Source organism: Streptomyces sp. NBC_01352 (assembly GCF_036237295.1).
In the GTDB taxonomy this organism is placed as follows: domain Bacteria; phylum Actinomycetota; class Actinomycetes; order Streptomycetales; family Streptomycetaceae; genus Streptomyces; species Streptomyces plumbiresistens.
On record NZ_CP108354.1, the window covers coordinates 3,715,741 to 3,738,809 of the forward strand.

The window sequence follows — 23,069 nt, forward strand, 5'->3', positions numbered from 1 at the left end:
ATGTGTCGTCGTGCGGGGCTGCCGGGCGGCGGGGTGGTGCCCCGCCGCCCGGCAGCTGTCGACCAGTGGCCTACTCGCCTACGCCTACTCGCCGAGCATGGAGGTGATCTGCTCGGTGTCCGAGGCCGCACCGGCCCACAGCCGCACCTCACCCACCAGGCCCGGCAGGAAGTGTCCCCAGGCGCCGGAGGTGTAGCCGTTGCCCACGGCCAGGGTCTCCGCGCTGAAGTCGGTCACGTAGGACACGGCCGTGTGCTGGAGGTTGTCGTTGAGGTACAGGGCCGCGGTGCCGTCCTGTGCGCTGTAGACGCCGGTGATCCGCACTTCGCCGCTGTCGGTGGTGGCCTCCTCGCTGACCTGCGAGGTGAAGGTGCCGTCGTCGTTGTAGCGGCCGAAGTGCCAGAAGCCCGTCGCCACCGTCTTCTCGACGATGTCCCCGTCACTGGTCTCGACGGCGACCGTCGACTTTCCGGTCACCTCGAAGAACACGCCCCAGTTGGAGGTCGCGTCCTTGTCGCGTTTGCCGACCACCTGGGCGACGTATCCCGTGCCCTTCGCGGCGAGCGCCTCGAGGTCGGGACTGACCACGGTCGTCACGGTGAACGAGCCGGTGTCGTCCACGACTCCGTCCGAGGAGGCCGCGTTGTCCGTGCCGTCCAGGACGATCGCCTCGCCGTCGGTGGCACCGCCGCCCGAGACCGTCAGGGTCCGCCCGTAACCGGAGGCGTCCGCCAACGACGTGGCTCCGGCGGTGGCCGTGGACGCGTCCCAGTGCGCGGTCAGTTCGGCGTACTGGTCACCCGTGGCGGGGTTCAGAGCACGGGCCTCCCGGCCGATCTCCGAGAAGCTCAACGCCCGTTGCCATGCCTTGGCCTCGTCCACGCTGCCGTCCAGGGGGTACTGGTACACCCCGTCCAACAGCCCCCGCCCGATCTGCAGATTCCCCGAGGAACTCCAGCCGCCGGCGATCGCCTTCTCGATGTACCACCTCCCGTTGACGATCAGCCGCATCGTCTTGGTGGTGGCGTTGTGGACGAAGGCCAGATGGGTCCACCTGTTCGCAGCCGTGGCCGCGGCCATATAGGAGTACGAGGAGGTGGCGGTGCTGGCGTCCGAACTGACCGTGGCCATGCCCCACCTGCCGGTCGTGGGGTTGTAGAGGACATAGAACGGGCTGTGGAGCGAACCGCTCTGCGAGAGAAGCACCTGCGGCTTGGTGATGTCGTCGAGGCGCACCCACGCCGACACGGTGTACGTGCCGCTGGTGTCGAGCACCGCCCCGTCCGTGGCCGCGTATCCCGAAGTGCCGTCCAGGAGAAGACTGGTGTCCTGCGCCCCGGTGGCCGGGTCCGTGCCCCGGCGCCCGCGCCCGTCGCGCGAGGCGCCCGACGCCGACAACGCCATGGTGTCCTGGTCGGCGTCCACCGTGGTGGCGGAGTCCAGCGCGGCCCCGGACGCCTCGTCGAAGTGCCACTCGGCCTGCGGCGCCTCACCGTCGGAGACCTTGAAGTCGATCAGGTTCTGCGCACCCCAACGGCCCAGGCTGTCCTCGGCCCGTGCGTACAGCCGGTAGGTGCCTTCCGTGTCAGGGGTCACCGCCACGGTGGCCTTGCTGCCGCTGACCGGGGACGACCAGGCCGTGTCCGTGGACAGCTTGTACTGGTAGGCCACGTTCTCGTCTCCGGCCGCAGCGGTGAGCGCGAACGATGCCGCGATGCCCGGACCACCGGCCGCCGCACACGCGTTGGCGGTGCACTGGGAGTACGGGGACGCGATCGCGATCGTCGGCTTCAACGGCCGGGTCGGGTCCACCTCGAAGTAGCACCAGCCGGTCGTCGAGGCGTTCGAGGAGCCGGACAGCCAGCTGCCACCGTCGTTGTAGTACGAGCGGGTCCACGCCCGGTACCGGTAAAGGACGTCCTCGCTCAGCGTGGACCAGGCGATCGTGACCTTCTTGCCGTCACCGACATAGCCGTCCCCGTCGGCCGGACGCAGATTGCCGTTGCCTGCCGTGGCGTCCGACCACGTCCCGTCGCCGGCCTTCTTGTCGATGTCGAAGTAGATCTTCAGGCTTGCGTCCGACTCGCCGCCCGACTTGGTCTGCGCCGTCGCCGCCAGCGACGGCGTCGGGTCGGAGACGATCGCCGGGTCACCGGCGTCCCTCTCGCAGACCGTGCCGTCACCCGTGACGATGCCGATGCCGGTCGGCGTCGCGGGCAGTCCGACGAACTTCACCGACAGTACGGCGTTGTCCTTGAACCGCTTCCAGGAGTTCGGGTCGGACTCGTTCTGGGCGCGCAGCATCAGCGGGAGGCGGGAGAACTTGCCGGCGGCGAAAGCCCTCACCGTGGAGGTGAGGTTCTCGTTCGTCTCCTCCCCGTTGTCGTTGAACTCGATCTCGGCGCTGGGCTGCGAGGGGTCGCAGGCGCTGCCCCGGCCCGCCGAGACGTACCGGTCGACCATCAGGTCCAGCGAGGCCGGCCCCGGCCAGTCCGAGGAGGACGAGATCCCGTTCGTACGGGTCAGGTCCACCCAGGACGCGGTGCACGACATCGACCACGTCTCGGTCACCCGGAACGTCGCGTCCAGTATGTGCTTGCCCTTCAGCGAGCTGGGCGAGAACTCGAAGTACAGGCGCTGCTTGTAGCCCGAGCCGCAGTAGTACGCGTAGCCGCCGGTGACATAGGTACCGCAGTACCCCATGCCCTTGCCCTCGTTGTCGTCGCCGTTGGTCCAGGCGTAGTCCGCGTAACCGTCACTGCGCAGCAGGGTGCGCTCGGCCTCGGACCAGGTGACCGTGGGGTCGATGTAGAGCGGGTAGGTGGCGTTCTCGATGAGGTCCGCGTCGGGAGTGAGGGTCAGCTCGCCGTCGGTGACGTCGATGGGAAGGAGCGCGAGGGCGGAGCCGTCGGAGGGGCCGTCGGCGCCGTCGGCCGTCGAGGCGCCATCGGCGTCCGCGGTCTCTTCCGTCTCGGCGGTCATCAACTGCGTGCTGTGGGCGGTCTGTTCAGTATCACCCGCCGAGTCCCACATCTGAGCCTGCGGCGAGCGGAACACGGACACACCGTCACCGTCCACCGCCTGCATCCCGCCGGCGGAGGTCTCCCGGACGTCCAGGCCGGCCGTCTCGAGCGCGAACGACACCTCGGCCAGCGCCTCGCTCGCCGCCGCCTGTGCCGACTTGACGATCAGCACCTCGCGGAAGCCCTCGACGGTCGCCGTCAGCCGCAGGTCCACACCAGGCAGCACCTCGCTGTACAGCGCGGAATTCCCGTCCAGCTTCGGCTCGGGCAGTTCACCGGGCCAGCCGAGCCCCAGGGACCTGCCGTCGCGCTCAATCCGCACGAGGTCCTCGCCGTCCCCACCGCCGGAGAAGGACAGGTCGACGGCCGCGGCCTTCGGCCCGACCGACCCGTCCGAACGGGCCTCCAGTGTGGCGTCGGGAGTCCTCCAGCCGTCCGCGCCCTTCACGCGCACCGGGACAGCGGAATCCTCCAGTGTGAAGGAGATCCCGTCCGGATTGGCGTAGGTGGTCGCGTACTCGGTGCGCAGTTCTGGCACTTCCACCTGCGCGCCGGTCGACTCGGCGGCAGCGAGCGCGTCCTGCGCCGCCTGTGTCGACTTCGAGCTTCCGTCGTTCGCCGAAGCCTCCGCCTCGGACATCGGCTCGGACTTCTCCGCCGATGCCAGCGACCGCGCTGCCTCGACGGTCCCGCCGTCCAGGAGATCCCCGTCGGCCGCAGAGGCCGCGCCCCCACCCTGAACTACACCGCACACCAAGGCCGTTGACACGAGCATCACGCTCAGCGCACGCCCTATCCCACGCCGGATCACAAACCCCGCCCCCACCCCGAACTCCCACACAGCTCAGCAGGGGAGGAACCTAAGGCCGCTCAAAACACTTATCAAGATCTTATTTGCCCCAACTACCCCTCCTGGAACAGAATTTGGCCGAAATATTCCTCGACACAAGTTTCCCCCGAGGGGCGTCTGTGTCCCTCGCGTTTCCGTGGCAGGCGCGGATCACCCGTGTCAAGGTGGGACCGCAGGCAACAGCCAACTCCTGTTCCCCCACAGGCACTTCAGGGAGTCCCCATGCTGCGCGGCATAGACGTGAGCGCCTACCAGTCCTCCTCCTACAGCACGGACGGCCTCTCCTTCGTCTTCATCAAGGCGACCGAGGGCCGTTCGTACGTCAACTCGAAACTCGCCGCCCAGACGAAGCGGGCCCGCGACGCCGGCCTGGTCGTCGGCTTCTACCACTTCCTCTGGCCGGGCAACCTCACCGCGCAGGCCGAGTACTTCGTCAGCAAGGCCCCGGAGAAGACGGGCGACATCCTGGCCGTCGACTGGGAGACGACCGGCGACGGCACGCACGCCACCAACGCGGAGAAGGACAGCTTCATTCGCAAGGTGCGGGCGCTGCGGCCGAACAACAGGGTGATCTTGTATTGCAATCGCAATTACTGGCTGAACATCGACACCACGTCCTACGCGGGCGACGGCCTGTGGATCGCCGACTACGTCACCGCGGGCAAGCCGCGCATCAAGGCGAAGTGGCGCTTCCACCAGTACACCGACGACCCGCTGGACAAGAACGTGGCGGACTTCGCGAGCAAGGCGGCGCTGCGCGAGTGGGCCGAGGGCGCCTGACGGGCCGCCCCGCCACTCGGGGTCGCGTGACCTATCCGCGGAGCTCCGGCTTGCGCTCCGGGCCGGCCTCGGCCAGGGCCTTCGTGACGCCGTCGATGCCCGCCCGCAGCCCGTACACCGGGGTGTCCGGCTGCTGGCGCCAGGAGTCGTCGAGGCCGCCCGCGTCGACCGTGTCGAAGCCGAGTTCGTCGATGAGGGCCCGCACCTTGCGCTTCGCCGCCTCGTCGTCGCCCGCGACCGGCAGTGCCAGGCGGTCGGGGGCGCCGGCCGGACGCGGGCGGTCCAGGATGTCCTGGGCGTAGGTACCGTTGAAGGCCTTGATCACGGGGTGGTCGAGCTGCCGCTGTGTCCAGCGGCTCTCCGTGAGGCCCTCGTCGTCGATCTGCGCGATCTTGCCGTCGCGCTGGGGATAGTAGTTGCCGGTGTCGACCACCGCGACGCCGTCCGCCGCCTCGTCGAGCAGACCGGCGGGCAGGTCCGGTACCGCCTTCACGGGGATCGCGACGATGACGATCTCGGCGCCGCGGGCCGCCTCCTCCACCGGTACGGGGGTCGCGCCCGTCTCCTCGGCGAGTGCGGTAAGGGTGTGCGGGCCGCGGGAGTTGGCCACGGAGACGTGGTGTCCGAGGGCGGTGAGCCGCCGGGTGAGGTTGCCGCCGATGTTGCCCGCGCCGATGATGCCGATCTTCATGCCGTGCCTCGCCTTTCGCAGGTGCGCCGCGGAGCCTTCGGCTCCGGTGGTCCCGTTGTCCGGTTCTTCGGACACGGACACCAACCTCCGGGAAGGGCGAGCTGTTCCACACCGCGCCGAACGGGTGGCGGGCGGCGGGTGGCCTCAGACCCGCACGACGATCTTGCCCGTGTGCCGATTCGACTCCATCAGCCGGTGGGCGTCCTGGATCCGGTCGAGGCCGTCGAAGACCTCGGCCACGACCGGGCGGAACCCGCCGTCGGCCAGTCCGGCGTTGAGGAACGCGGTGGAACGGCGGCGGCCGCCGGGGGTGGCGGTGAGGGTCATGTTCGCGTACGTGTGGATGGTGAACGGCCAGTTCCAGGGGATCTCCGCGGGTCGGCGGTCCAGCCAGCCGTAGACCAGCACGGATCCGCCCTCGGCGAGTGCGTCGGCGAGCGGGCGGAAGGCGGGGCCGCCGATCGCGTCGAAGATCACCTGGGCGCCGTGGCCGCCGGTGAGTCGCCTGACCTCCTTCGCGACGGCCTCCGAGCCGCCGTCCGGCTCCCCCGAGACGATCACTTCCGCCGCGCCCAGCTCGAGGAGTTGCCGCCGCTTCTCCTCGCTGCGCGTCGTGGCGAGCGGGATCGCGCCGATGCGGCGCGCCACCTGGATCGCGGCGGTGCCGACCCCGCTGGACGCGCCGGTGATGAGGACGTGGTCGCCGGGCTTCAGGCCCGCGGTTTCCAGCAGGGCGCCGTACGCCGTCGTGTACGTCAGCCAGGCCGCGGCCCCGGTGACCCCGTCCACGGACGCGGGCCGTCGTACGACCGCGGTCTCGGGGAGGACGACCCGCTCCGCGTACACGCCCTGCGCGCTCATCTCGATCCCGGGGCCCGTCATCACGGGGTCGCCGACGGCGAGTTCGGTGACTCCCTCGCCGACCGCCTCGACGACGCCGGAGGCCTCGTAGCCGAGGCGGGAGGCCGGAAGCGCGGGCTGGTAGTAGTAGGTCCCGGCCCGGAAGAGGGCTTCGGCGCGATTCAGTCCCAACGCCTCTATGCGTAGGGCCACTTGGCGGGGGCCGGGTTCGGGGACGGGCACGTCCTCGATCTTCAGTACCTCGGGTCCGCCGATCTCATGAAAAAGCACGGTGCGTGCGGTAGTTGGCATACCGAAGACGCTAGGACCCGAGGGCGAGACGATCCATGTCCACCGATCTCGCTTTCCTGTCCGTACGTCTTCCTCCTCGACCTCGCGGCTACGGTGAGGACATGGACGTTCTCAGCGACGCCGTCGCCGCGATGCGCTCCGGGCGGCCGCACTCCGGGCGCCGGGACTATCTCGCCCCCTGGGGCACCCGCTTCGAGCCCTCGGACGGTGCCGGGTTCCATGTCGTGCTGCGCGGGTCGGCGTGGCTGGTCCCGGCGGAGGGCGACCCGGTCGCGCTCGGGCCCGGTGACGTGGCCTTCCTGGCGCACGGGCGCGGGCACGCGCTCGCCAGTGGTCCCGACGTGGAGATGGACCTCGTACGGCTGGATCCGGACGGGGCGTGGCCCGAACTGCCGTCCCCCGAACGGGACGCACCCCCGGACACGGTCATGCTCTGCGGCGCCTACCTGCTGGACCGCAGCCGCGCCCACCCCCTGCTCACCGAGCTGCCGGAGGTCGTGCACCTGCCCGCCCGGGTCGGCGCCCATCGCTCGCTGCGGGCGGCGGTCGAGTTGCTGGGCGCGGAGTTGGAGGAGGCGCAGCCGGGAGCGGACACCGTCGTCGCCTCGCTCCTCGACACCCTGCTGCTGTACATCCTGCGGGCGTGGTGGCAGGGCGAGCGGCACGGCACCGGGCAGCCGACCGGCTGGGCGGCCGCGCTCGCCGACCCGGCCGTCGCGGCGGCGCTGCGCGCGATCCACGGCGACCCGGCCCACCCCTGGACGGTGGAGGAGCTCGGCGCCCGAGGCGGCCTGTCCCGCGCGGCCTTCGCGCGCCGGTTCGCCGCGCTGGTGGGCGAGCCGCCGCTGGCGTACCTCACCTGGTGGCGCATGACGACGGCCGGCCGGCTGCTGCGCACGGACGACCTCCCGCTCCGCCAGGTCGCCCAACGCACCGGATACGCCTCGGAGTTCGCCTTCGCCAAGGCCTTCAAGCGGGAGTACGGGGTGGCGCCGGGGCAGTACCGCAGGCGGGCCTCATGACCCGGCAGGAAAAGGGGGCACCCATGGCGACCCATGGCGACCTATGGCGCCCCCTTCACCGCTCGCGTCACTTGCTCAGGTAGGTCCAGAACTCCTCGAACGACAGGACCTTGTCCCCGTTGAGGTCACGGGACTTGATGATGACCTCGGCGACCGACTCGGTGACATTCCAGTCGCCCTGCTGGGCCAGGGCGGTCTTGAACTCGGCGGCGGTGATGAAGCCGTCACCGTCAGTGTCGATCCGCTGGAAATGCTTGCGTGCTTCTTCGATGTCCGCCACCGATTCGCCCCTTTATCTCGTACCTTGCAGTCTTGCTGACGAAGGTCAGATTAACGGTCCGGGTGCGCGCGCAGAGCGGCGACCACCCACGCGAACCCCTCCTCGTACGCCGGCTGACGACCGAGCCCGTTCACGACGGCCGACAACTGACGGTAGCGAGCGACCCGTTCGTTCGATGCCGCGGTCAGCCGCTCCAGTACGGCAGCCCGGTCGGCGTCTCCGAGCAGGCCGCGCAGGACCTCGTCGGCCTCCGGGGCGTCGGGGGCGACGTCCTCGCGCAGGGCTTCCCCCGCGAGCGGCACCAGGCGGCTGATGAACCCATCAGCGCCCGGAACTCCGAGTCCTGCATCAGCTCGGCCGGCTCCACCCAGGCGTCGACCTGCTCGGCGGTGGGGTCGTCGGGCAGTTCGGCGGCGTGGAACCGCAGGCGGGTGCGGATGTCGGGGTCGGCGGTGTCGAGACCGTCGAAGATCTCCGCCACGAACTCCTCGACGATCCGCCTCCGCTCGGCCGCCGACAGCCGTGCCAGTTCGGGGGTCTGGGGGTATCCCCCAGAAAACACAGCATCAATGTCATCTCCTCTGCGGTCGAACCGCGTCGCGCCACGGTCGACAGCACCGCACGGGTCACCTTCAGCTGGGGCCCCCTCTGGGGGAGGATCTGCGCGTCCAGCGCCGCCACGTGCGCGGCCGCGACCTGCGCGACCGTGGTCTCCCCGGCCGGCACCTTGCGTACGTCGTCCAGGCCGAGGCCCAGCTCACGCAGGGTGCGGATAGGCTCCAGGCGGGCGACGGACGCGGCGTCGTACAGCCGGTATCCGCCCGTCGACCGGGTCACCGGGGGCAGGGCGCCCTCGTCCGACCAGTAGCGGATGGTGCGCACGGTCAGCCCGGTCGCCCGGGCCAGCTCGCCGATGGTGAAAAGTCCGGTGCCGTCGTCGATCATGTCTGCGAGTCTGGGCCATCCAGTGGGTGGAGACTCAAGGGCGCGATGGGCACGATGGGGGCGGTCGTGGCGGAGACCTTGCGGGACATTCTCGACGCGGCGGCGCGGGGCGTCTTCCCGCCGGCGGACGGCCGTACGACGGTCGTGGCCCAGGCGTCCCACCGGGACGCGGGCGTCCTCTCCTTCACGGCGCACTCCGTCGTCTTCACGGACGAGGATCCGCAATGGGTGTACGACACGCTGGACGCCGTGCCGTGCGACGCCCTCGCGGCGACGATGAACGCGCGGTTCCTGACGGCCTTCATGGAGCGGACGGGGCGTACGAGCGAGACGATCGACGCGCTGCTGGTCGGCTCGCCCCTGCCGGGCGAGCCGCCGCTCGCGCTCGAGGAGATCGCGGACACCGGGCATCCGCGGATCGAGTACGCCCGCGGGCGGCGCGACGAGGTGCGCGCGTGGACGGCGGACGGCGGTGTGCTGGTGATCGGGCGAGGGGTCGCCGGGCGGGCGGAGGTCTCCGTCGAGGTGGACGAAGGGGCCCGCCACCGAGGGCTGGGCCGGGCCCTGGTGACGGCGGCCCGGCATCTCGTCACGGAGCCGCTGTGGGCGCAGGTGGCGCCGGGGAACGCCCGCAGCACGCGGGCGTTCCAGGCGGCCGGCTACCGGCCCGTGGGCGCGGAGGCGCTGCTGCTCAGTGCCAGGGCTCGTAGTACGGGTTGCTCTCGCAGTCGCTCATGATCTCGACCTTGGTCTTCTTGTCGACCGGACAGACCCCGATGACGTACTTCCGCGCGATGCCGCCGGGGAAGGCGACCTCGACCTGGTCGGCCCACTTGTGGGTGTCGCCGATGGTCTTGTTGACGTCCACGCCGCCGGGGGCGTCGATGTAGTAGTTGTAGCCGGCCTTCCACCACGTCTTGTACAGGTCGTGGTCGTACGTCGTGGAGACGTACGGGGAGGGCTGGTTGACCAGGACGTACTTCTCGATGTCGTACTGGCCGTTGACGACGTCCTTCGGGTGGAAGCCCTGCTCGAAGACGATGTCCGGGCCGCGGCCGTCGCTGCGGTAGAGCGTGCCGCAGGTCTTGCGCCAGACCGGGTCGGGGGTGATGCGGCGGACGTCGACGCGGTGGTCGACGGCGGCCTCGACCGGGTCGTCGAACTGGGGGCAGGCGGGAGCGGCGGCAGCCTCGGTGGGGGCAGGGGCGGCGGGCTGCCGGGGAGTGGTCGCGGCCGTCGTCGCGAGGACGGCCGCGAGGGACAGGGCGGCGGCAGCGGCGCGCCGCCGCAGGCGAGTTGTGATCATGGGAGCACGATCCCGGCTCCGCGGTGGCGCGTCGGGGATCCTCACTCGTGCGGCGGCGTGTCAGCTGACCGCGGGTCAATTCCCCTTGGTTCAGCGGAAGATGCCCGTGTGGCCCAGCGAGTAGCGGCCCGGCTGCGGGTAGACCGCGAGGCCGTGCGGGCCGCTGCCGACGGGGACGCGGGCGAGCTGGGTGCCGGTACGGGTGTCGATGGCGTACACCTCGGAGTCGTAACGCCCCGACAGCCACAGGACCTTGCCGTCGGCGGAGACGCCGCCCATGTCGGGGCTGCCGCCGTCGGGCAGGTGCCACTTCTTGGTGAGCTTGTTCTGGGTGAAGTCGAAGACGGAGACGGTGCCTTCGCCGCGGTTGGAGACGTACATCTCGCGGGAGTCGCGGCTGATGTAGAGGCCGTGGGTGCCCTTGCCGGTGGGCAGGAGCTTCGGCTCGGTGAACTTGTCGCCGTCCAGGACCCACATGCCGTCGGCCATCATGTCCGCGATGTAGAACCGCTTGCCGTCCGGCGAGATCTTCACGTCCTGCGGCATGGCGCCGTCGAACGGGAGCTTCTGCTGTCCGACGACCTTCATCTTCTCCGTGTCGACCTTGAGGAGTTCGCCGCTGAACTCGCAGGAGACGATGAAGTACCTGCCGTCGATGGAGAAGTCGGCGTGGTTGACGCCGTAGCAGGTCACCGGCTCCGTCTTGATCGTCTTCATGGTGTGCGGGTCGCGGAAGACGAGTTCGCGGTCGAGGGAGGCCATCACGACGGCGTACCTGCCGTTGGGCGTGAAGTAGAGGTTGTACGGGTCGTGGACCTCGACCGGCTTGCCCGCCTTCCCGGTCCTCGGGTCGATCGGGGTGAGGGTGTGGCCGCGGTTGTTGTTGACCCAGAGGGTCTTCAAATCCCAGGAGGGGACGACGTGTTGGGGCTGCCGTCCGACCGGGATCGTCTCGATGATCTCGTACGTCTTCGGATCGATCACCGAGACGGTGTCGGACTCGGTGTTGGGGACGTAGACCCGGGACGGGAAGTCCTTGACCACCGGGGAGAGCTTGTTCGGGCGGTCGGCCGCGTACACGTCCTCCGGGTCGAGGACGGGCGGCATGCCGGGCAGGCCCCGCACCGTCTTCCTCTTCGGCGGGGCGGGTACGGCTGCCTCGGTGACCCCGGTGTCGCCGGTACGGTCCCTGGTCGTCTCGGTGCCGCAGGCGGCGAGCGCGCTGAGGGCGGTGAGGGCGGTCAGGGCGGCGAGGGTGCTCGTGGTGAGGTTGCGGTTGCGGTGCATCAGCTCAGCAGCTCCGTGGTGGTGACCGCGCGCAGTGAGCGGCGGTCGAGTTCTTCCAGTACGGCGGGGAGTGCGGCGACCGTGTCCGCGTACCCGAAGTGCAGGCTCACCACGGATCCGTTGCGGATCTCGCCGAGGACCTTGCGGGTGACGGCTCCGGCGCCGGGCGAGGTGAAGTCGAGGGAGTCGACGTCGTAGGAGAGGACGTGCGGGTAGCCCGCGGTGTGCGCCAGGCGCTCGACGAGGGGGGAGGCGCGGGCGGCGCGGGAGGGGCGGAACCAGGTGCCGATGGATCCGGTGAGGCGCTGGAGGCGCTCGGCGCAGCCGGTGATCTCCGCCTGGGCGTCCGCCTCGGACATGGTGTTGATGTCGAGGTGGCGGAGGGTGTGGTTGCCCAGGTCGTGGCCGCCGTCGAGGATGCGGCGGGCGAGGGCGGGGTGTTCGTCGAGCCAGGTGCCGACGGCGAGGACGGTGACGTGGGCGTCGTGTCGTTCGGCTTCGGCGAGGAGGGCCCGGGCGGTGGTGGGGTCGCCGCCGCCGTGGAAGGTGAGGGCGATGCGGGGGTGGGCGCGGGGGCCGTGGGTGAGCTGGGCGGGGTGGGTCGGGAAGTGGCGGGGGACGGGGGCTTCGGATGTGGCTCTGGCTCTGGCTTTGGCTTTTGGGGAGGGCCTTTCGGTGGCGGGGTCCGGGTGGGCGACTGCGCCGTGGGTCGCGCAGCCGGTGGCGAGGGCACCTGCGGTGACGAAGGTGGCGCCTGCGCGGAGTGCCGTACGGCGGTCGGTCGTGGTCACCCGCCCCATTTAAGGGGGGTTACGGGGGAAAGTGGGCGATTCGTCCGAACGGCGGCTGGTGCGGGTCGCCCCGCACCAGCGGGCTCCGCCCTCAGCGGTCCGCCACCCTCATCTCGAACCAGGTCGTCTTGCCTCGCGGGAGCAGATCCACGCCCCAGCGGTCGGAGAGCTTGTCCACCAGGAACAGGCCCCGCCCGCTGATGTCCATCTCCTGGACCGGCATCAGGCAGGGCAGGCCCCGGGACGGGTCGCGGACCTCGACGCGGATCCAGCCGCGGCGGCGGCGCATGCGGAGGCCGAAGACGCGGGCACCGGTGTGGCGTACGGCGTTGCCGACGAGTTCGGAGACAAGTAAGACCGCGTCTTCCGTCATCTTGGGGGTGAGGCCCCACTGGCGGAGGACGACGACCTGGGCCAGCCGGCGGGCCGTGGCCGCGGACTCGGGGCGGGACGGCAGCGGAACCTCCGCCTCCGTGGGGTTGCCGAACAGTTCGAGCGCCTTGAGTGCGTGTTCGTCCTCGACCGTCGGAGACCAGCGCGCCGCGGTCGCACGGCTCTCTCCCCGCGGCTGTTCGATACCCTCCAGCCCCGCCATGCCCCCATCATGGCCGCCGAAAGGGCCCTCCGGGGCCGTTCCTGACGAATACGCCCCCCGGAATCGGTCATTCCGCGCGGGTCGTCCGGCATATGCCGATGGCACTTCGGTGCCCGGAACAGCCCGTCCGACCTGCGGCGGAGGCTCCGTGGGCGGCAATCGACAGGCTCCCTCGACAAGGCAGACTTAAGGTTGCCTTAAGGCTCCCATAAACCGCCCCATCGAGGGACCCGCATCAGACACGGCGTCAATTGCAAGCGGTTCAGAGAAACTTCGCCTTGCCGGGGCCTTCTTCCACGAAGCTCTTCATCCCACGTGCGCGGTCCTCCGTGGCGAACAGACCCGCGAACCAGTTCCGTTCGACGGCCAGACCGGTATCGAGGTCGGTCTCCAGGCCGGTGTCGATCGACTCCTTCGCCGCGCGCAGCGCGATCGCCGGGCCCTGCGCCAGCTTCGCCGCCCACGCGTGGGCCTGCGTGTAGACCTCGTCGGCGGGCACCACGCGGTCCACCAGGCCCAGGGTCAGCGCCTCGTCCGCCTTCACCATGCGGCCGGTGAAGATCAGGTCCTTCGCCTTGGAAGGGCCGATCAGCCGGGACAGGCGCTGTGTACCGCCCGCGCCCGGGATCAGGCCCAGCAGGATCTCGGGCTGGCCCAGCTTGGCGTTCTCGGCGGCGATGCGGAAGTCCGCGCACAGCGCCAACTCACAGCCGCCGCCCAGCGCGTAACCCGTCACCGCCGCCACCACCGGCTTGGGGATCCGGGCCACCGCCGTGAACGAGTCCTGCAGGTCGCGGGCGCGCAGGACCATCGCCGTGTGGTCCATGGCCTGCATCTCCTTGATGTCCGCGCCGGCCGCGAACACCTTCTCCCCGCCGTAGATCACCACGGCCCGCACGTCGTCCCGGCGGGCCGCCTCCTCCGCCAGCTCCTTGAGCCGGTCCTGCGTGGCGACGTCCAGCGCGTTCATGGGCGGGCGGTCGAGGCGGATCGTGCCAACGCCCTCGGCGACTTCGAGATTCACGGTCATGCAGGCAGGTTAACGGGGACTAACGGCAACTGGTTCGGTGCCGTGGATCACACCCGGCCGGGGGTCTGGGGGTTGTCCCCCAGACAGACACAGCACGGGGACTAACGGCAACTGGTTCGGTGCCGTGGATCACACCCGGCCGGGGGTCTGGGGGTTGTCCCCCAAGCAGACACAGCACGGGGACTAACGGCAACTGGTTCGGTGCCGTGGGTCACACCCGGCCGGGGGTCTGGGGGTTGTCCCCCAAGCAGACACAGCACGGGGACTAACGGCAACTGGTTCAGTGCCGTGGATCACACCCGGCCGGGGGTCTGGGGGTTGTCCCCCAGACAGACACAGCACGGGGACTAACGGCAACTGGTTCGGTGCCGTGGGTCACACCCGGTTGCCCCCAGGCCCCGGTGCCGTACCTCACACCAGGGCCGTACCCCTACGGGAAGTCCTAGGCCTTCCACTTCTCCCACGACATGTTCCAGCCGTTGAACCCGTTGTCGGGCGCGACCGTCGCGTCGTTGGAGTTCTTCACGGTCACCACGTCACCGATCATCGAGTGGTTGAAGAACCAGGCCGCCGGCACGCCGCTGTCGTAGCCACCGCGCACGTCGCGCAGGCCGATGCAGCCGTGGCTGGCGTTGTAGTTGCCGAAGGCGCCGCCGCCCCAGTAGTTGCCGTGGATGAAGGTGCCGGACGTGGTCAGGCGCATGGCGTGCGGGACGTCCTTGATGTCGTACTCGCCCTTGCCGTCGGCGTCGGTGTAGCCGACCGTCGCGCCGTTCATACGGGTCACCGTGAGCCGCTCGCTGATGACCATCTGGCCGTTCCAGGTCTCCATGCCGGGCTTGCCGGTGGTGACCGGGATGGTCTTGACGACCTTGCCGTCCTGCATGACCTTCATCGTGAGCTTCTTGACGTCGACCACGGAGACCTGGTTGCGGCCGATGGTGAAGGAGATGGTCTTGTCCTGCTTGCCGTAGACGCCGTCGCGGCCCTCGACGCCGTCGAGGTTGAGGTCGACGGTGACCTTGGTGCCTTCCTTCCAGTACTCCTCGGGGCGGAAGTCCAGGCGGTCGTTGCCGAACCAGTGGCCCTCGACCTCGACGGCCGGCTCGGTCTTGATGCTGATGGCGTTCTCGACGTCGGCCGGGTTGGTGATGCCCCGGGTGAAGCGGACGGAGAACGGCATTCCGACGCCGACCTTCGAGCCGTCCTCGGGGGTGAAGCTGCCGACGAACGTGTTCTCGGGCGTCAGGGTGGTGAAGCTGGAGTCCTCGGCGGCCTCGCGGCCCTCGGAGTCCTTCGCGACCGCGTGCACCGTGTACTTGGTGGCGGCGGCGAGATGCGTGGACGGCGTCCAGGTGGCGCCGTTGCCGGTGATCTTCCCGGCTATCTCGGCGCCCTTGGCGTCCTTGACCTCGACCTGGGTCAACTCGCCCTTGGCGGCGCTGACCTTGAGGGCGCCGCTGGTGTCGACGGACTTGGCGCCGTCCTTCGGGGCTATGGAGACGACGGCCTGCGACTGCTCGGTCTCCGCCTGGGACGAACTCTTGTCCTCGCCCTTGCCCTTCCCGGACCCGCCCCCCGAGTCGGAGCCGCCGCCCCCGCCGCACGCGGTGACGGCCAGCAGCAGGACGCCGAGTATCAGCGCCGACAACCCCCGGCCGTGTCGCACCCGCGCGTCAACCGACGCCCCCGATATCGGTCGCACGTTCAACTCTTCTCCCCTCGCGGGGCCTGGTCCGGCCCCCGCTCCCCCGCGCGTACCAGCACGCGCACCGGCGCATAGTAACCACAAGGTCAGCGGCGTCGGCGGCTCATGATTGTCACTGTTCCGTACCGACTTCAACGGAACGTTGGAGCAACCCGCCCCCTGTCGGGTCACTTCAGCGCACTGCCCGCCTTCCACTCGTTCCAGCCCATATTCCACCCTCCGAGCCCGTTGTCGGGAGCGACCTTTTTGTCATTGCTGTGGACGACCTCGACGACGTCCCCGATGAGGCTGCGGTCGAAGAACCAGCCCGCGGGCGTGTCCGCACCGCCGCCCTTCACGTCCCTGAGGCCGACGCAGCCGTGGCTGACATTGACCCGGCCGAAGGCGTCCGGCGCCCAGTAGTTGCCGTGCAGGAAGGTGCCGGAGTCGGTCAGGCGCATGGCGTGCGGGACGTCCGGGATGTCGTACTCGCCCTTGCCGTTCTTCTTCTTGAAGCCGACCGTGGCGCCGTTCATCCGGGTCACCTCGAGCATCTCGGTGACGACCATCCTGCCGTTGTACGTCGTGGTCTTCGGGGCGCCGGCCGTGATCGGCACGGTGGCCAGCAGGTCGCCGTCCCGCCGGACCTCCATGGTGTGCTCGGCCGCGTCGACCAGGGAGACCTGGCTGCGGCCGATGGTGAAGGAGAAGGTCTTGTACTGGAGGCCGTAGACGCCGGGGGCTCCTTCGACGTCCCTCAGCCGCAGGCTGACCGTGACCTGGGTGCCGGGCTTCCAGTACTGCTCGGGGCGGAAGTCCAGGCGGCCGTTGCCGAACCAGTGCGGGCGGATCTCGACGGGCGGATTCGCGGTGACGTGGACCGCCCGTTCGACGGCAGCGCGGTGCTCGATCTCCCGGTTGAACTCCAGGGAGACGATCATTCCGGTGCCGACGGTGGAGCGGTTCTCCGGGGTGACGTATCCGATGAAGCGCTCGTCGGGGACGTGCGTCGTGAAGGTGGTGTGGCGCGCCGAACGGCGGCCGTGGCCGTCCAGGGCGACCGCGTCGATCGTGTACTTGGCGGCCAGCGCGAGCTTCTCGTCGTCGGGTTCCCAGCTCAGGCCGTCCTCGGAGAGATGCCCGGGCACCGGGGACTCCTGGGCGTCCTGGGATGTGACGACCTTGACCGACTCCAGTCGCCCCTCGGGCACCCGGACCCGGAGTTTCTCCTCGGGCCGTACCCCCTTGGTGCCGTCGTCGGGCGTGATCCTGATGATGTCCTTCGGTGACGGGGGTTTGCCGAGCCCGCCGAGGTCGACGGCGCCCCTGCCGTCGGTAGTGCAGCCGGTGGCCCCGGCCAGCAGTCCTGCCCATGTCAGTACGGTGGCCAGTGCGACCCCCACGCGCCGTGCGCGCCCAGTTACGTGCCTCACGGCGTGCCCAACGACGGCGCCTGCTTCGGGGAAACGTGAGTGCGACCGCAGCTCTGGGCAGAACAGTGGGGAGAACGACGCGAGGGGGTGCCGTGGCCGGGACGTCACCTGCCCTTTCCCACGTCGTTCCACGAGCCGTGGGAGGCTGACAGGTGTCCAGCGCAGCCGAGCAGGAGGCGGTGGCCGAGGACGGTCGCACCGCCGCCGTCGTCAACGGCGCGCGCCGCACCGCGCCACCGCCGGCCGTGCCCGTGCGGCCGGGGGCGCCCACGCCGCTGGGCGCCCGGTTCCGGGTCGGCCCGGACGGGGTGGCGGGCACCAACTTCGCGCTGTGGGCGGGCGGGGCGGAGGCGGTCGAGCTCTGCCTGTTCGACGAGGCGGGCAAGGAGACGCGGGCCCGGCTGACCGAGCTGACCCATGAGATCTGGCACGGCTTCGTGCCGGGCGTGATGCCCGGTCAGCGCTACGGCTACCGGGTGCAGGGCCGCTGGGATCCGTGGACCGGCGGTCGCTGGAACCCGGCGAAGCTGCTCCTGGACCCGTACGCCCGCGCGGTGGACGGCGACTTCAGTCTCCCGCCGGAGGTGTACGGGCACGTTCGGGACTGGCCCCAGCAGCACGTGGCGGACACCGTGCGCGACGACCGGGACTCGGCGCCGTTCGTCCCGAAGGGTGTCGTGGTCCACGATGACGACGACTGGGCGGACGACCACCGCCCGAAGACGCCGTGGGCGGACTCGGTGATCTACGAGGTGCATGTGCGGGGCTTCACGCGGCTGCACCCGGGCATCCCCGAGGAGCTGCGGGGCACGTACGCCGGGCTGGCGCATCCGGCGGCGATCGAGCACCTGGTGAAGCTGGGCGTCACGGCCGTCGAGCTGCTGCCGGTCCACCAGTTCGCGCACGAGGACCATCTGCTGCGCAAGGGCCTCAAGAACTACTGGGGCTACAACTCGATCGGCTACTTCGCGCCGCACGCGTCCTACGCCGCCTCCGGTACGACGGGACAGCAGGTCGGCGAGTTCAAGCGCATGGTGCACGCGCTGCACGAGGCCGGCATCGAGGTCATCCTCGACGTGGTCTACAACCACACGGCGGAGGCGGGCGAGCTCGGCCCGACGCTGTCCCTGAAGGGCATCGACAACCGCGGCTACTACCGCCTCCAGTCGGACGCCCGCCGGTACGCCGACTACACGGGCTGCGGCAACACCCTGCACGTGGTGCAGCCGCACGTCCTCAGGCTCATCACCGACTCGCTGCGCTACTGGGTGACCGAGATGGGCGTGGACGGCTTCCGCTTCGACCTGGCCGCCGCGCTGGCCCGCTCGATGCACGACGTCGACATGCTGTCGCCGTTCCTCGCCGTGATCGCGCAGGACCCGGTGCTGCGGCGGGTGAAGCTGATCGCCGAGCCGTGGGACGTCGGCTCCGGGGGCTATCAGGTCGGGGCCTTCCCGCCTCTGTGGACGGAGTGGAACGACCGCTATCGCAACGCCGTACGGGACTTCTGGCGGGGTGCGCTGCCGGACGTACGCGACCTGGGCTACCGCCTGTCGGGGTCGAGCGACCTGTACGCCTGGGGCGGGCGCCGGCCGTACGCCTCGGTCAACTTCATCACCGCGCACGACGGTTTCACGCTGCGGGACCTCGTCTCGTACGAGCGCAAGCACAACGAGGCCAACGGCGAGGGCAACCGGGACGGGACGGACGACAACCGGTCGTGGAACTGCGGGGCGGAGGGGGAGACGGACGACGAGCGCGTACGGGCTCTGCGGCGCCGCCAGTTGCGGAACCTGCTGACGACCCTGTTGCTGTCGACGGGCGTGCCGATGCTGGTCGCGGGCGACGAGCTGGGCCGCACCCAGCGCGGCAACAACAACGCGTACTGCCAGGACAACGAGATCAGCTGGGTCGACTGGAGCCTGCTGGAGGACCCCGGCTGGAAGCACCTGTTCGACCTCACCGCCCGCCTGATCGACCTGCGCCACCGCCACCCCGTGCTCCGCCGCCGCGCCTTCTTCTCCGGGCGGGCGCACTCGGCGGACGGTCTGCGGGACCTGGCCTGGTTCACGGCACGCGGCACGGAGATGACGGAACGGGACTGGTACGCCCCCGCCGCCACCCTCGGCATGTACCTCTCCGGCCGGGACATCCCCGGCCGCGACGAGCGCGGCGCCCCGATCCTCGACGACAGTTTCCTCGCCGTCCTGCACGCCGGGGACCGGCCCGCGAGCTTCACGCTGCCGGGGCCGCCGTGGGCGGAGCGGTACGAGGTGGTGGTGGACACGTCGAGGGAGGAACAGGCAGACGCACCCGGGGTCGAACACCGGGCGGGCGCGGTGATCACGGTGCCGGCGCGGGCGGTACTGCTGCTGAAGGTGGTCGGCTGAGAGTTTTGCGCCCCCGCCGCCCCTACCCGTCCCATCCTCCAGGGGCTCCGCCCCTTCGGCCCCGCCGGGGACTGCGTCCCCTGCACCCGCCCGGGACGCGGCTGCGCCCCGGGCCCCACCCTGCTCTACCGCCGGGCGCGGCCGCGTCCCGGGGCGGCGCAGTCAGCCGAGGATCCCCCGGTCGTAGGCCGTTGCCACTGCTGCCGCGCGGTCCTTGACGCCCAGCTTGGCGTAGAGGTGGGTGAGGTGGGTCTTGACGGTGGCCTCGCTGATGAAGAGTTCGCGGGCTATCTCGCGGTTGGAGGTGCCCCGGGCGACCAGGGCCAGTACCTCGCGTTCGCGGGCGGACAGCGGCTCCTTGCCGGGGGCCCTGGGGGTGCGGACCGCGGAGACCAGGCGGGAGGCGACGGCCGGGGAGAGGACGGTACGGCCTTCCGCGGCCGCGCGGACCGCGGTGAAGAGTTCGTCGCGGGGGGCGTCCTTCAGGAGGTAGCCCGTCGCGCCCGCCTCGATCGCGGGGAGGGTGTCGGAGTCGGTGTCGTACGTGGTCAGGACGAGGACCTTGGCGCGGGCGCCGCGGCGGGTCAGCTCCCGGATGGCGTCCACCCCGCCCCCGCCCGGCATGCGCAGGTCCATCAGGATCACGTCGGGGTCGAGGGCGGCGGCTTGCTCCAGCGCCTCGACGCCGTTCGACGCCTCGCCGAGGACGCGGAAGCCGGGCGCCGACTCGAACATGCCGCGCAGACCGTCCCGTACGACGGGATGGTCGTCGACGATCAGCAGGGTGACGGGTGCGTCATCGGTCATGGCGGACCAACGGTACGCGAGCCGACACCGCCGTACCGTGCCCCGGCTCGGACTCGACCGTGAGGGTGCCCGCGACGCGTTCGGCGCGGGCGCGCATGCCGTCGAGGCCGAAGCCGCCGGTGCGGGTGCGGGCGCGGTCGGCGAGGGGGTCGAAGCCGCGGCCGTCGTCGCGGATGTCGAGGATCACCTCGTCGCCGAGGAAGGTGAGGGTGACGCCGAGGCGGGTGGCACGGGCGTGCCGGGAGGCGTTGGAGAGAGCCTCCTGGGCGATGCGCAGCAAGGTCGCCGCGACCTCCTCGTGGAAGTGTTCCGCCGGCCCCGTCACCGTGAACTCGGCGCGTATGCCCGTGCGTTCGCCCCATTCCGCGACCGTGTTCTTCAGGGCTTCGGGCAGTCCGTCGTTCGTCAGCGCCACCGGGGCGAGGTTGTGCACGGAGCGGCGGGCCTCGCCCAGGCTGTCGCGGGCCAGGGCGGAGGCGCGTTCCAGGTGGGTGCGGGCGATGTCGAGGTCGGGGGCGTTCGCGACGACCTGGAGCTGGGCGATGATGCCGGTCAGGCCCTGGGCGATGGTGTCGTGGATCTCGGCGGCGAGGCGGCGGCGTTCGTCGGCGACCCCGGCCTCCCTTGCCTGGACGAGGAGTTGGGCGTGCAGGGCGGCGTTCTCGTCGAGCGCCTGCTGCAGGGCCGTGTTGGTGCGTTCGAGTTCGACGATGGTGGCGGCGCGGTCGCGGGAGCGCTGCTCCTCCTGCTGGGCGAAGTGGCCCGCCACCATCAGCAGTACGTTCATCGTGACCAGCATCACGCCGAACAGCGCCCACTGGACGGGGCTGTGGAACGGCATCCCGCCGGCCTGCGAGCTCGCCACCACGACGCTGGTGGCGAACAGACCGAGCCGCTGCCGGCGCGTTCCGGGGATCAGTTCGTCGGCGTCGAGGTAGCCGGTGGACGCGTAGAACCCGAAGAGCGGGTTCAGCCAGGTGAGGGCGAAGGAGATCGCCCAGCGCAGGACGTAGTAGACGGTCCCGCGGCGGGACGGGGTCCGGCGGCCGTGGCGTGGCCCGTGCCACAGCTGAAGCACCGCCGCCGCGACCACCAGCGCCCCGGCCGCGTACCACTCGGCGGGGCCCGCCATCAGGTCGCTCGCGACCGCCGCAAGGAGGGCGGAGACAACGAGCAGCCCGTAGACGCCCCAGGTGTGGAACTGGTCCTGACGGCGGTCGATCCGCCGGTCCGCCGCGGTCATCTCCCCAGTCTGCACGGGACTTCGCCTACTCCCAGCGGAACCAGCGCGCGGCCCCGGCCGTCAACAGCACCGTCCAGGCCACCAGCACGCCCAGGTGGCCCCAGCCCGGCCAGTCCCCCGCCGCCGCCTGGTTCAGGGCCTGCGAGGCGGCGCCGAACGGCGTGTACTCGACGATCCGGGCCAGCACGTCCGGCATGGTCTGCACCGGCATCCACACACCCGCGCAGAACATCGCCGGGAAGAACACGGCGGACCCGATGGCGCCCGCGACCTTCGTCGTCGGGGACAGGGCGCAGATCACCGCGCCCAGCGCGAGGGTGGCCAGGACGGTCAGCAGCAGGGCCACGGCGTATCCGAAGGGCTGCTCGGGCAGTCGTACGTCGAAGACGAGCCGGCCGGCCACGAGGGCGAGCAGCGCCGACGCCAGCGCGGCCGCGCCGTACACCAGCATCTGCGCGGACAGCAGGGCGACGGGTCGGACGGGTGTGGTGGACATCCGGCGCAGGATGCCGCGCTCGCGATAGCCGGTGAGGGTCTGCGGCATCGCCTGGATCCCGCCGACGAGCAGTCCGAGCAGCACGGTCACCGGGACGTAGACGTCGATCACGCGCAGTCCGTCGAGGGCCGGGTCGGGGTCGCGGAAGGACGGGATGGAGCCGAGGATCACCAGCAGGAGGACGGGGAACAGCAGGATCCAGAAGAGGCTGCCGGGCTCGCGCCTCAGGAGGCGGAACTCGCCTTTCAGTACGGCGCTGTTGACGACGGCCGTGCTCATGCCGCTGCCTCCTTCGTGAGGTCGAGGAACGCGTCGTCCAAGGTGGCGTCGGTGACGCGGAGTTGGTGGGCGGTGATGTGGCACCGGGCGAGCAGGGTGATGACCGCGTTGACCGTCTCGTCGGTGCCGGAGAGGGTGATCCGGCCGTCCTTGTGCTCGATCGACGCGAGCGCGGGCAGCGCGTTCAGGTCACGGTCGTCGAGCGGGGCGGACGGGGTGAAGCTGATGACGGTGGCGCCGGCCGAGCGGCGGATGAGGCCGGCCGGGGTGTCCAGGGCGGCGATCCGACCCTTGTCGATCACGGCGATCCGGTCGCACAGGCGCTGTGCCTCCTCCATGAAGTGGGTGACAAGGAGGACGGTGACGCCGTTCGCCCGGATGTCCTCGATCAGCTCCCAGGTGTCCCGGCGGGCCCGCGGGTCGAGGCCGGTGGTCAGCTCGTCCAGGACGACGATCCGGGGATTGCCGATGAGTGCGAGCGCGATGAACAGGCGCTGCTTCTGGCCACCGGAGAGCTTCGCGAACCGGGTGGTCAGCTTGGCGGTCAGGCCGAGGCGTTCGGCCAGGGGCCGCCAGTCCAGCGGGCGGGGATAGAAGGCCGCGTACAGCTCCAGCGCCTCGCGGACGGTGAGCCTGGCCTGCAGCTCGCTCTCCTGGAGCTGCGCGCCGAGCACCCGGCGGGTGGCCTCGTGCTCGGCGACGGGGTCGAGGCCGGTCACCCGGACACGGCCGGCGTCGGGGACCCGCAGCCCCTCGACGCACTCGACGGTGGTGGTCTTGCCGGCCCCGTTCGGGCCGAGGACGCCGAAGATCTCGCCTTCCTCGACGACGAAGGAGACACCGTCGACGACGGGGCGGCCGGCGTAGGACTTGCGCAGGTCGGTCACTTCGATGACAGGCATGGCATCAGCGTCGCGGCGGACGCGGGGCGAGGGCATCGGCCGTCGCGCTCGAAGCGGCATCAGCCGATCGGCTGATGCCG

At 70.5% G+C, this 23,069-nt stretch carries 19 protein-coding genes and 1 pseudogene; 4 read left to right on the forward strand and 16 right to left on the reverse strand.

Translation table 11 applies throughout. From position 1 onward, the window contains the following. Window positions 1–84: 84 nt before the first annotated feature. A complete protein-coding gene (locus OG252_RS17175; RefSeq protein WP_329337044.1) occupies window positions 85–3,792 on the reverse strand; it encodes a LamG domain-containing protein in 3,708 nt (1,235 codons plus the stop codon). Window positions 3,793–4,095: 303 nt separating this feature from the next. Between OG252_RS17175 and OG252_RS17180 the strand changes: the two genes are divergently transcribed. Further along, window positions 4,096–4,653, forward strand: coding sequence for a glycoside hydrolase family 25 protein (locus OG252_RS17180; RefSeq protein WP_329337046.1), 558 nt, complete (start codon window positions 4,096–4,098; stop codon window positions 4,651–4,653). Window positions 4,654–4,684: 31 nt separating this feature from the next. On the opposite strand, the gene OG252_RS17185 is transcribed toward OG252_RS17180, so the two are convergent. Both OG252_RS17185 and OG252_RS17190 read right to left on the reverse strand, forming a co-directional pair. After that, window positions 4,685–5,419: an NADPH-dependent F420 reductase gene (locus tag OG252_RS17185; RefSeq protein WP_329337048.1), complete on the reverse strand. Its 735-nt coding sequence runs from the start codon at window positions 5,417–5,419 to the stop codon at window positions 4,685–4,687. A gap of 69 nt (window positions 5,420–5,488) precedes the next feature. Further along, on the reverse strand, window positions 5,489–6,496 hold the full coding sequence (locus tag OG252_RS17190) for a zinc-dependent alcohol dehydrogenase family protein (protein WP_329337050.1): 1,008 nt from the start codon (window positions 6,494–6,496) through the stop codon (window positions 5,489–5,491). Between the two features lie 101 nt (window positions 6,497–6,597). Between OG252_RS17190 and OG252_RS17195 the strand changes: the two genes are divergently transcribed. Then, a complete protein-coding gene (locus tag OG252_RS17195) occupies window positions 6,598–7,518 on the forward strand; it encodes an AraC family transcriptional regulator (RefSeq protein ID WP_329337052.1) in 921 nt (306 codons plus the stop codon). Window positions 7,519–7,585: 67 nt separating this feature from the next. On the opposite strand, the gene OG252_RS17200 is transcribed toward OG252_RS17195, so the two are convergent. Next, complete coding sequence (locus tag OG252_RS17200; protein WP_266433573.1) at window positions 7,586–7,798, reverse strand: EF-hand domain-containing protein; 213 nt, start codon at window positions 7,796–7,798, stop codon at window positions 7,586–7,588. Window positions 7,799–7,848: 50 nt separating this feature from the next. Further along, window positions 7,849–8,743: pseudogene (locus OG252_RS17205) on the reverse strand (helix-turn-helix domain-containing protein). A gap of 45 nt (window positions 8,744–8,788) precedes the next feature. On the opposite strand from OG252_RS17205, the gene OG252_RS17210 reads away from it, so the two are divergent. After that, window positions 8,789–9,481, forward strand: coding sequence for a GNAT family N-acetyltransferase (locus OG252_RS17210; protein WP_329337054.1), 693 nt, complete (start codon window positions 8,789–8,791; stop codon window positions 9,479–9,481). Here the strand turns inward: OG252_RS17210 and OG252_RS17215 are convergent. From OG252_RS17215 to OG252_RS17245, 7 genes are all read right to left on the reverse strand, one after another. Continuing rightward, a complete protein-coding gene (locus OG252_RS17215; RefSeq protein WP_329337056.1) occupies window positions 9,435–10,049 on the reverse strand; it encodes an ADP-ribosyltransferase in 615 nt (204 codons plus the stop codon). The genes OG252_RS17210 and OG252_RS17215 overlap by 47 nt on opposite strands. Window positions 10,050–10,139: 90 nt before the next feature. Further along, window positions 10,140–11,336: a YncE family protein gene (locus OG252_RS17220; protein WP_329337058.1), complete on the reverse strand. Its 1,197-nt coding sequence runs from the start codon at window positions 11,334–11,336 to the stop codon at window positions 10,140–10,142. Continuing rightward, window positions 11,336–12,136, reverse strand: coding sequence for a polysaccharide deacetylase family protein (locus tag OG252_RS17225; RefSeq protein ID WP_329337060.1), 801 nt, complete (start codon window positions 12,134–12,136; stop codon window positions 11,336–11,338). Before OG252_RS17225 ends, OG252_RS17220 begins: the two co-directional genes overlap by 1 nt. 82 nt (window positions 12,137–12,218) lie before the next feature. Continuing rightward, window positions 12,219–12,722, reverse strand: coding sequence for an ATP-binding protein (locus tag OG252_RS17230; RefSeq protein ID WP_266433581.1), 504 nt, complete (start codon window positions 12,720–12,722; stop codon window positions 12,219–12,221). A gap of 262 nt (window positions 12,723–12,984) precedes the next feature. Continuing rightward, window positions 12,985–13,752: an enoyl-CoA hydratase/isomerase family protein gene (locus OG252_RS17235; RefSeq protein WP_266433583.1), complete on the reverse strand. Its 768-nt coding sequence runs from the start codon at window positions 13,750–13,752 to the stop codon at window positions 12,985–12,987. 442 nt (window positions 13,753–14,194) lie between these two features. Beyond that, window positions 14,195–15,463, reverse strand: a complete 1,269-nt coding sequence (locus OG252_RS17240; protein WP_443068407.1) for a L,D-transpeptidase — start codon at window positions 15,461–15,463, stop codon at window positions 14,195–14,197. A gap of 164 nt (window positions 15,464–15,627) precedes the next feature. Beyond that, complete coding sequence (locus OG252_RS17245) at window positions 15,628–16,872, reverse strand: L,D-transpeptidase (protein ID WP_329337065.1); 1,245 nt, start codon at window positions 16,870–16,872, stop codon at window positions 15,628–15,630. 152 nt (window positions 16,873–17,024) lie between these two features. Here OG252_RS17245 and glgX point away from each other — a divergent pair, with 152 nt between their 5' ends. Further along, the gene (glgX, locus tag OG252_RS17250) at window positions 17,025–19,262 is read left to right on the forward strand and encodes a glycogen debranching protein GlgX (protein WP_266433588.1); all 2,238 of its coding nucleotides are present in this window, start codon (window positions 17,025–17,027) and stop codon (window positions 19,260–19,262) included. Window positions 19,263–19,424: 162 nt separating this feature from the next. On the opposite strand, the gene OG252_RS17255 is transcribed toward glgX, so the two are convergent. Genes OG252_RS17255 through OG252_RS17270 form a run of 4 tightly spaced genes read right to left on the reverse strand, consistent with a single transcriptional unit; the run spans window position 19,425 to window position 22,989 of the window. Beyond that, window positions 19,425–20,069, reverse strand: coding sequence for a response regulator transcription factor (locus tag OG252_RS17255; protein ID WP_329337069.1), 645 nt, complete (start codon window positions 20,067–20,069; stop codon window positions 19,425–19,427). After that, window positions 20,059–21,312 (reverse strand): sensor histidine kinase, encoded by a 1,254-nt coding sequence (locus OG252_RS17260; protein ID WP_266433592.1) that lies wholly within the window; start codon window positions 21,310–21,312, stop codon window positions 20,059–20,061. Before OG252_RS17260 ends, OG252_RS17255 begins: the two co-directional genes overlap by 11 nt. Window positions 21,313–21,337: 25 nt before the next feature. Then, on the reverse strand, window positions 21,338–22,087 hold the full coding sequence (locus OG252_RS17265; RefSeq protein WP_329337071.1) for an ABC transporter permease: 750 nt from the start codon (window positions 22,085–22,087) through the stop codon (window positions 21,338–21,340). Then, window positions 22,084–22,989, reverse strand: coding sequence for an ABC transporter ATP-binding protein (locus OG252_RS17270; RefSeq protein ID WP_329337072.1), 906 nt, complete (start codon window positions 22,987–22,989; stop codon window positions 22,084–22,086). Before OG252_RS17270 ends, OG252_RS17265 begins: the two co-directional genes overlap by 4 nt. Between the last annotated feature and the right edge of the window lie 80 nt (window positions 22,990–23,069).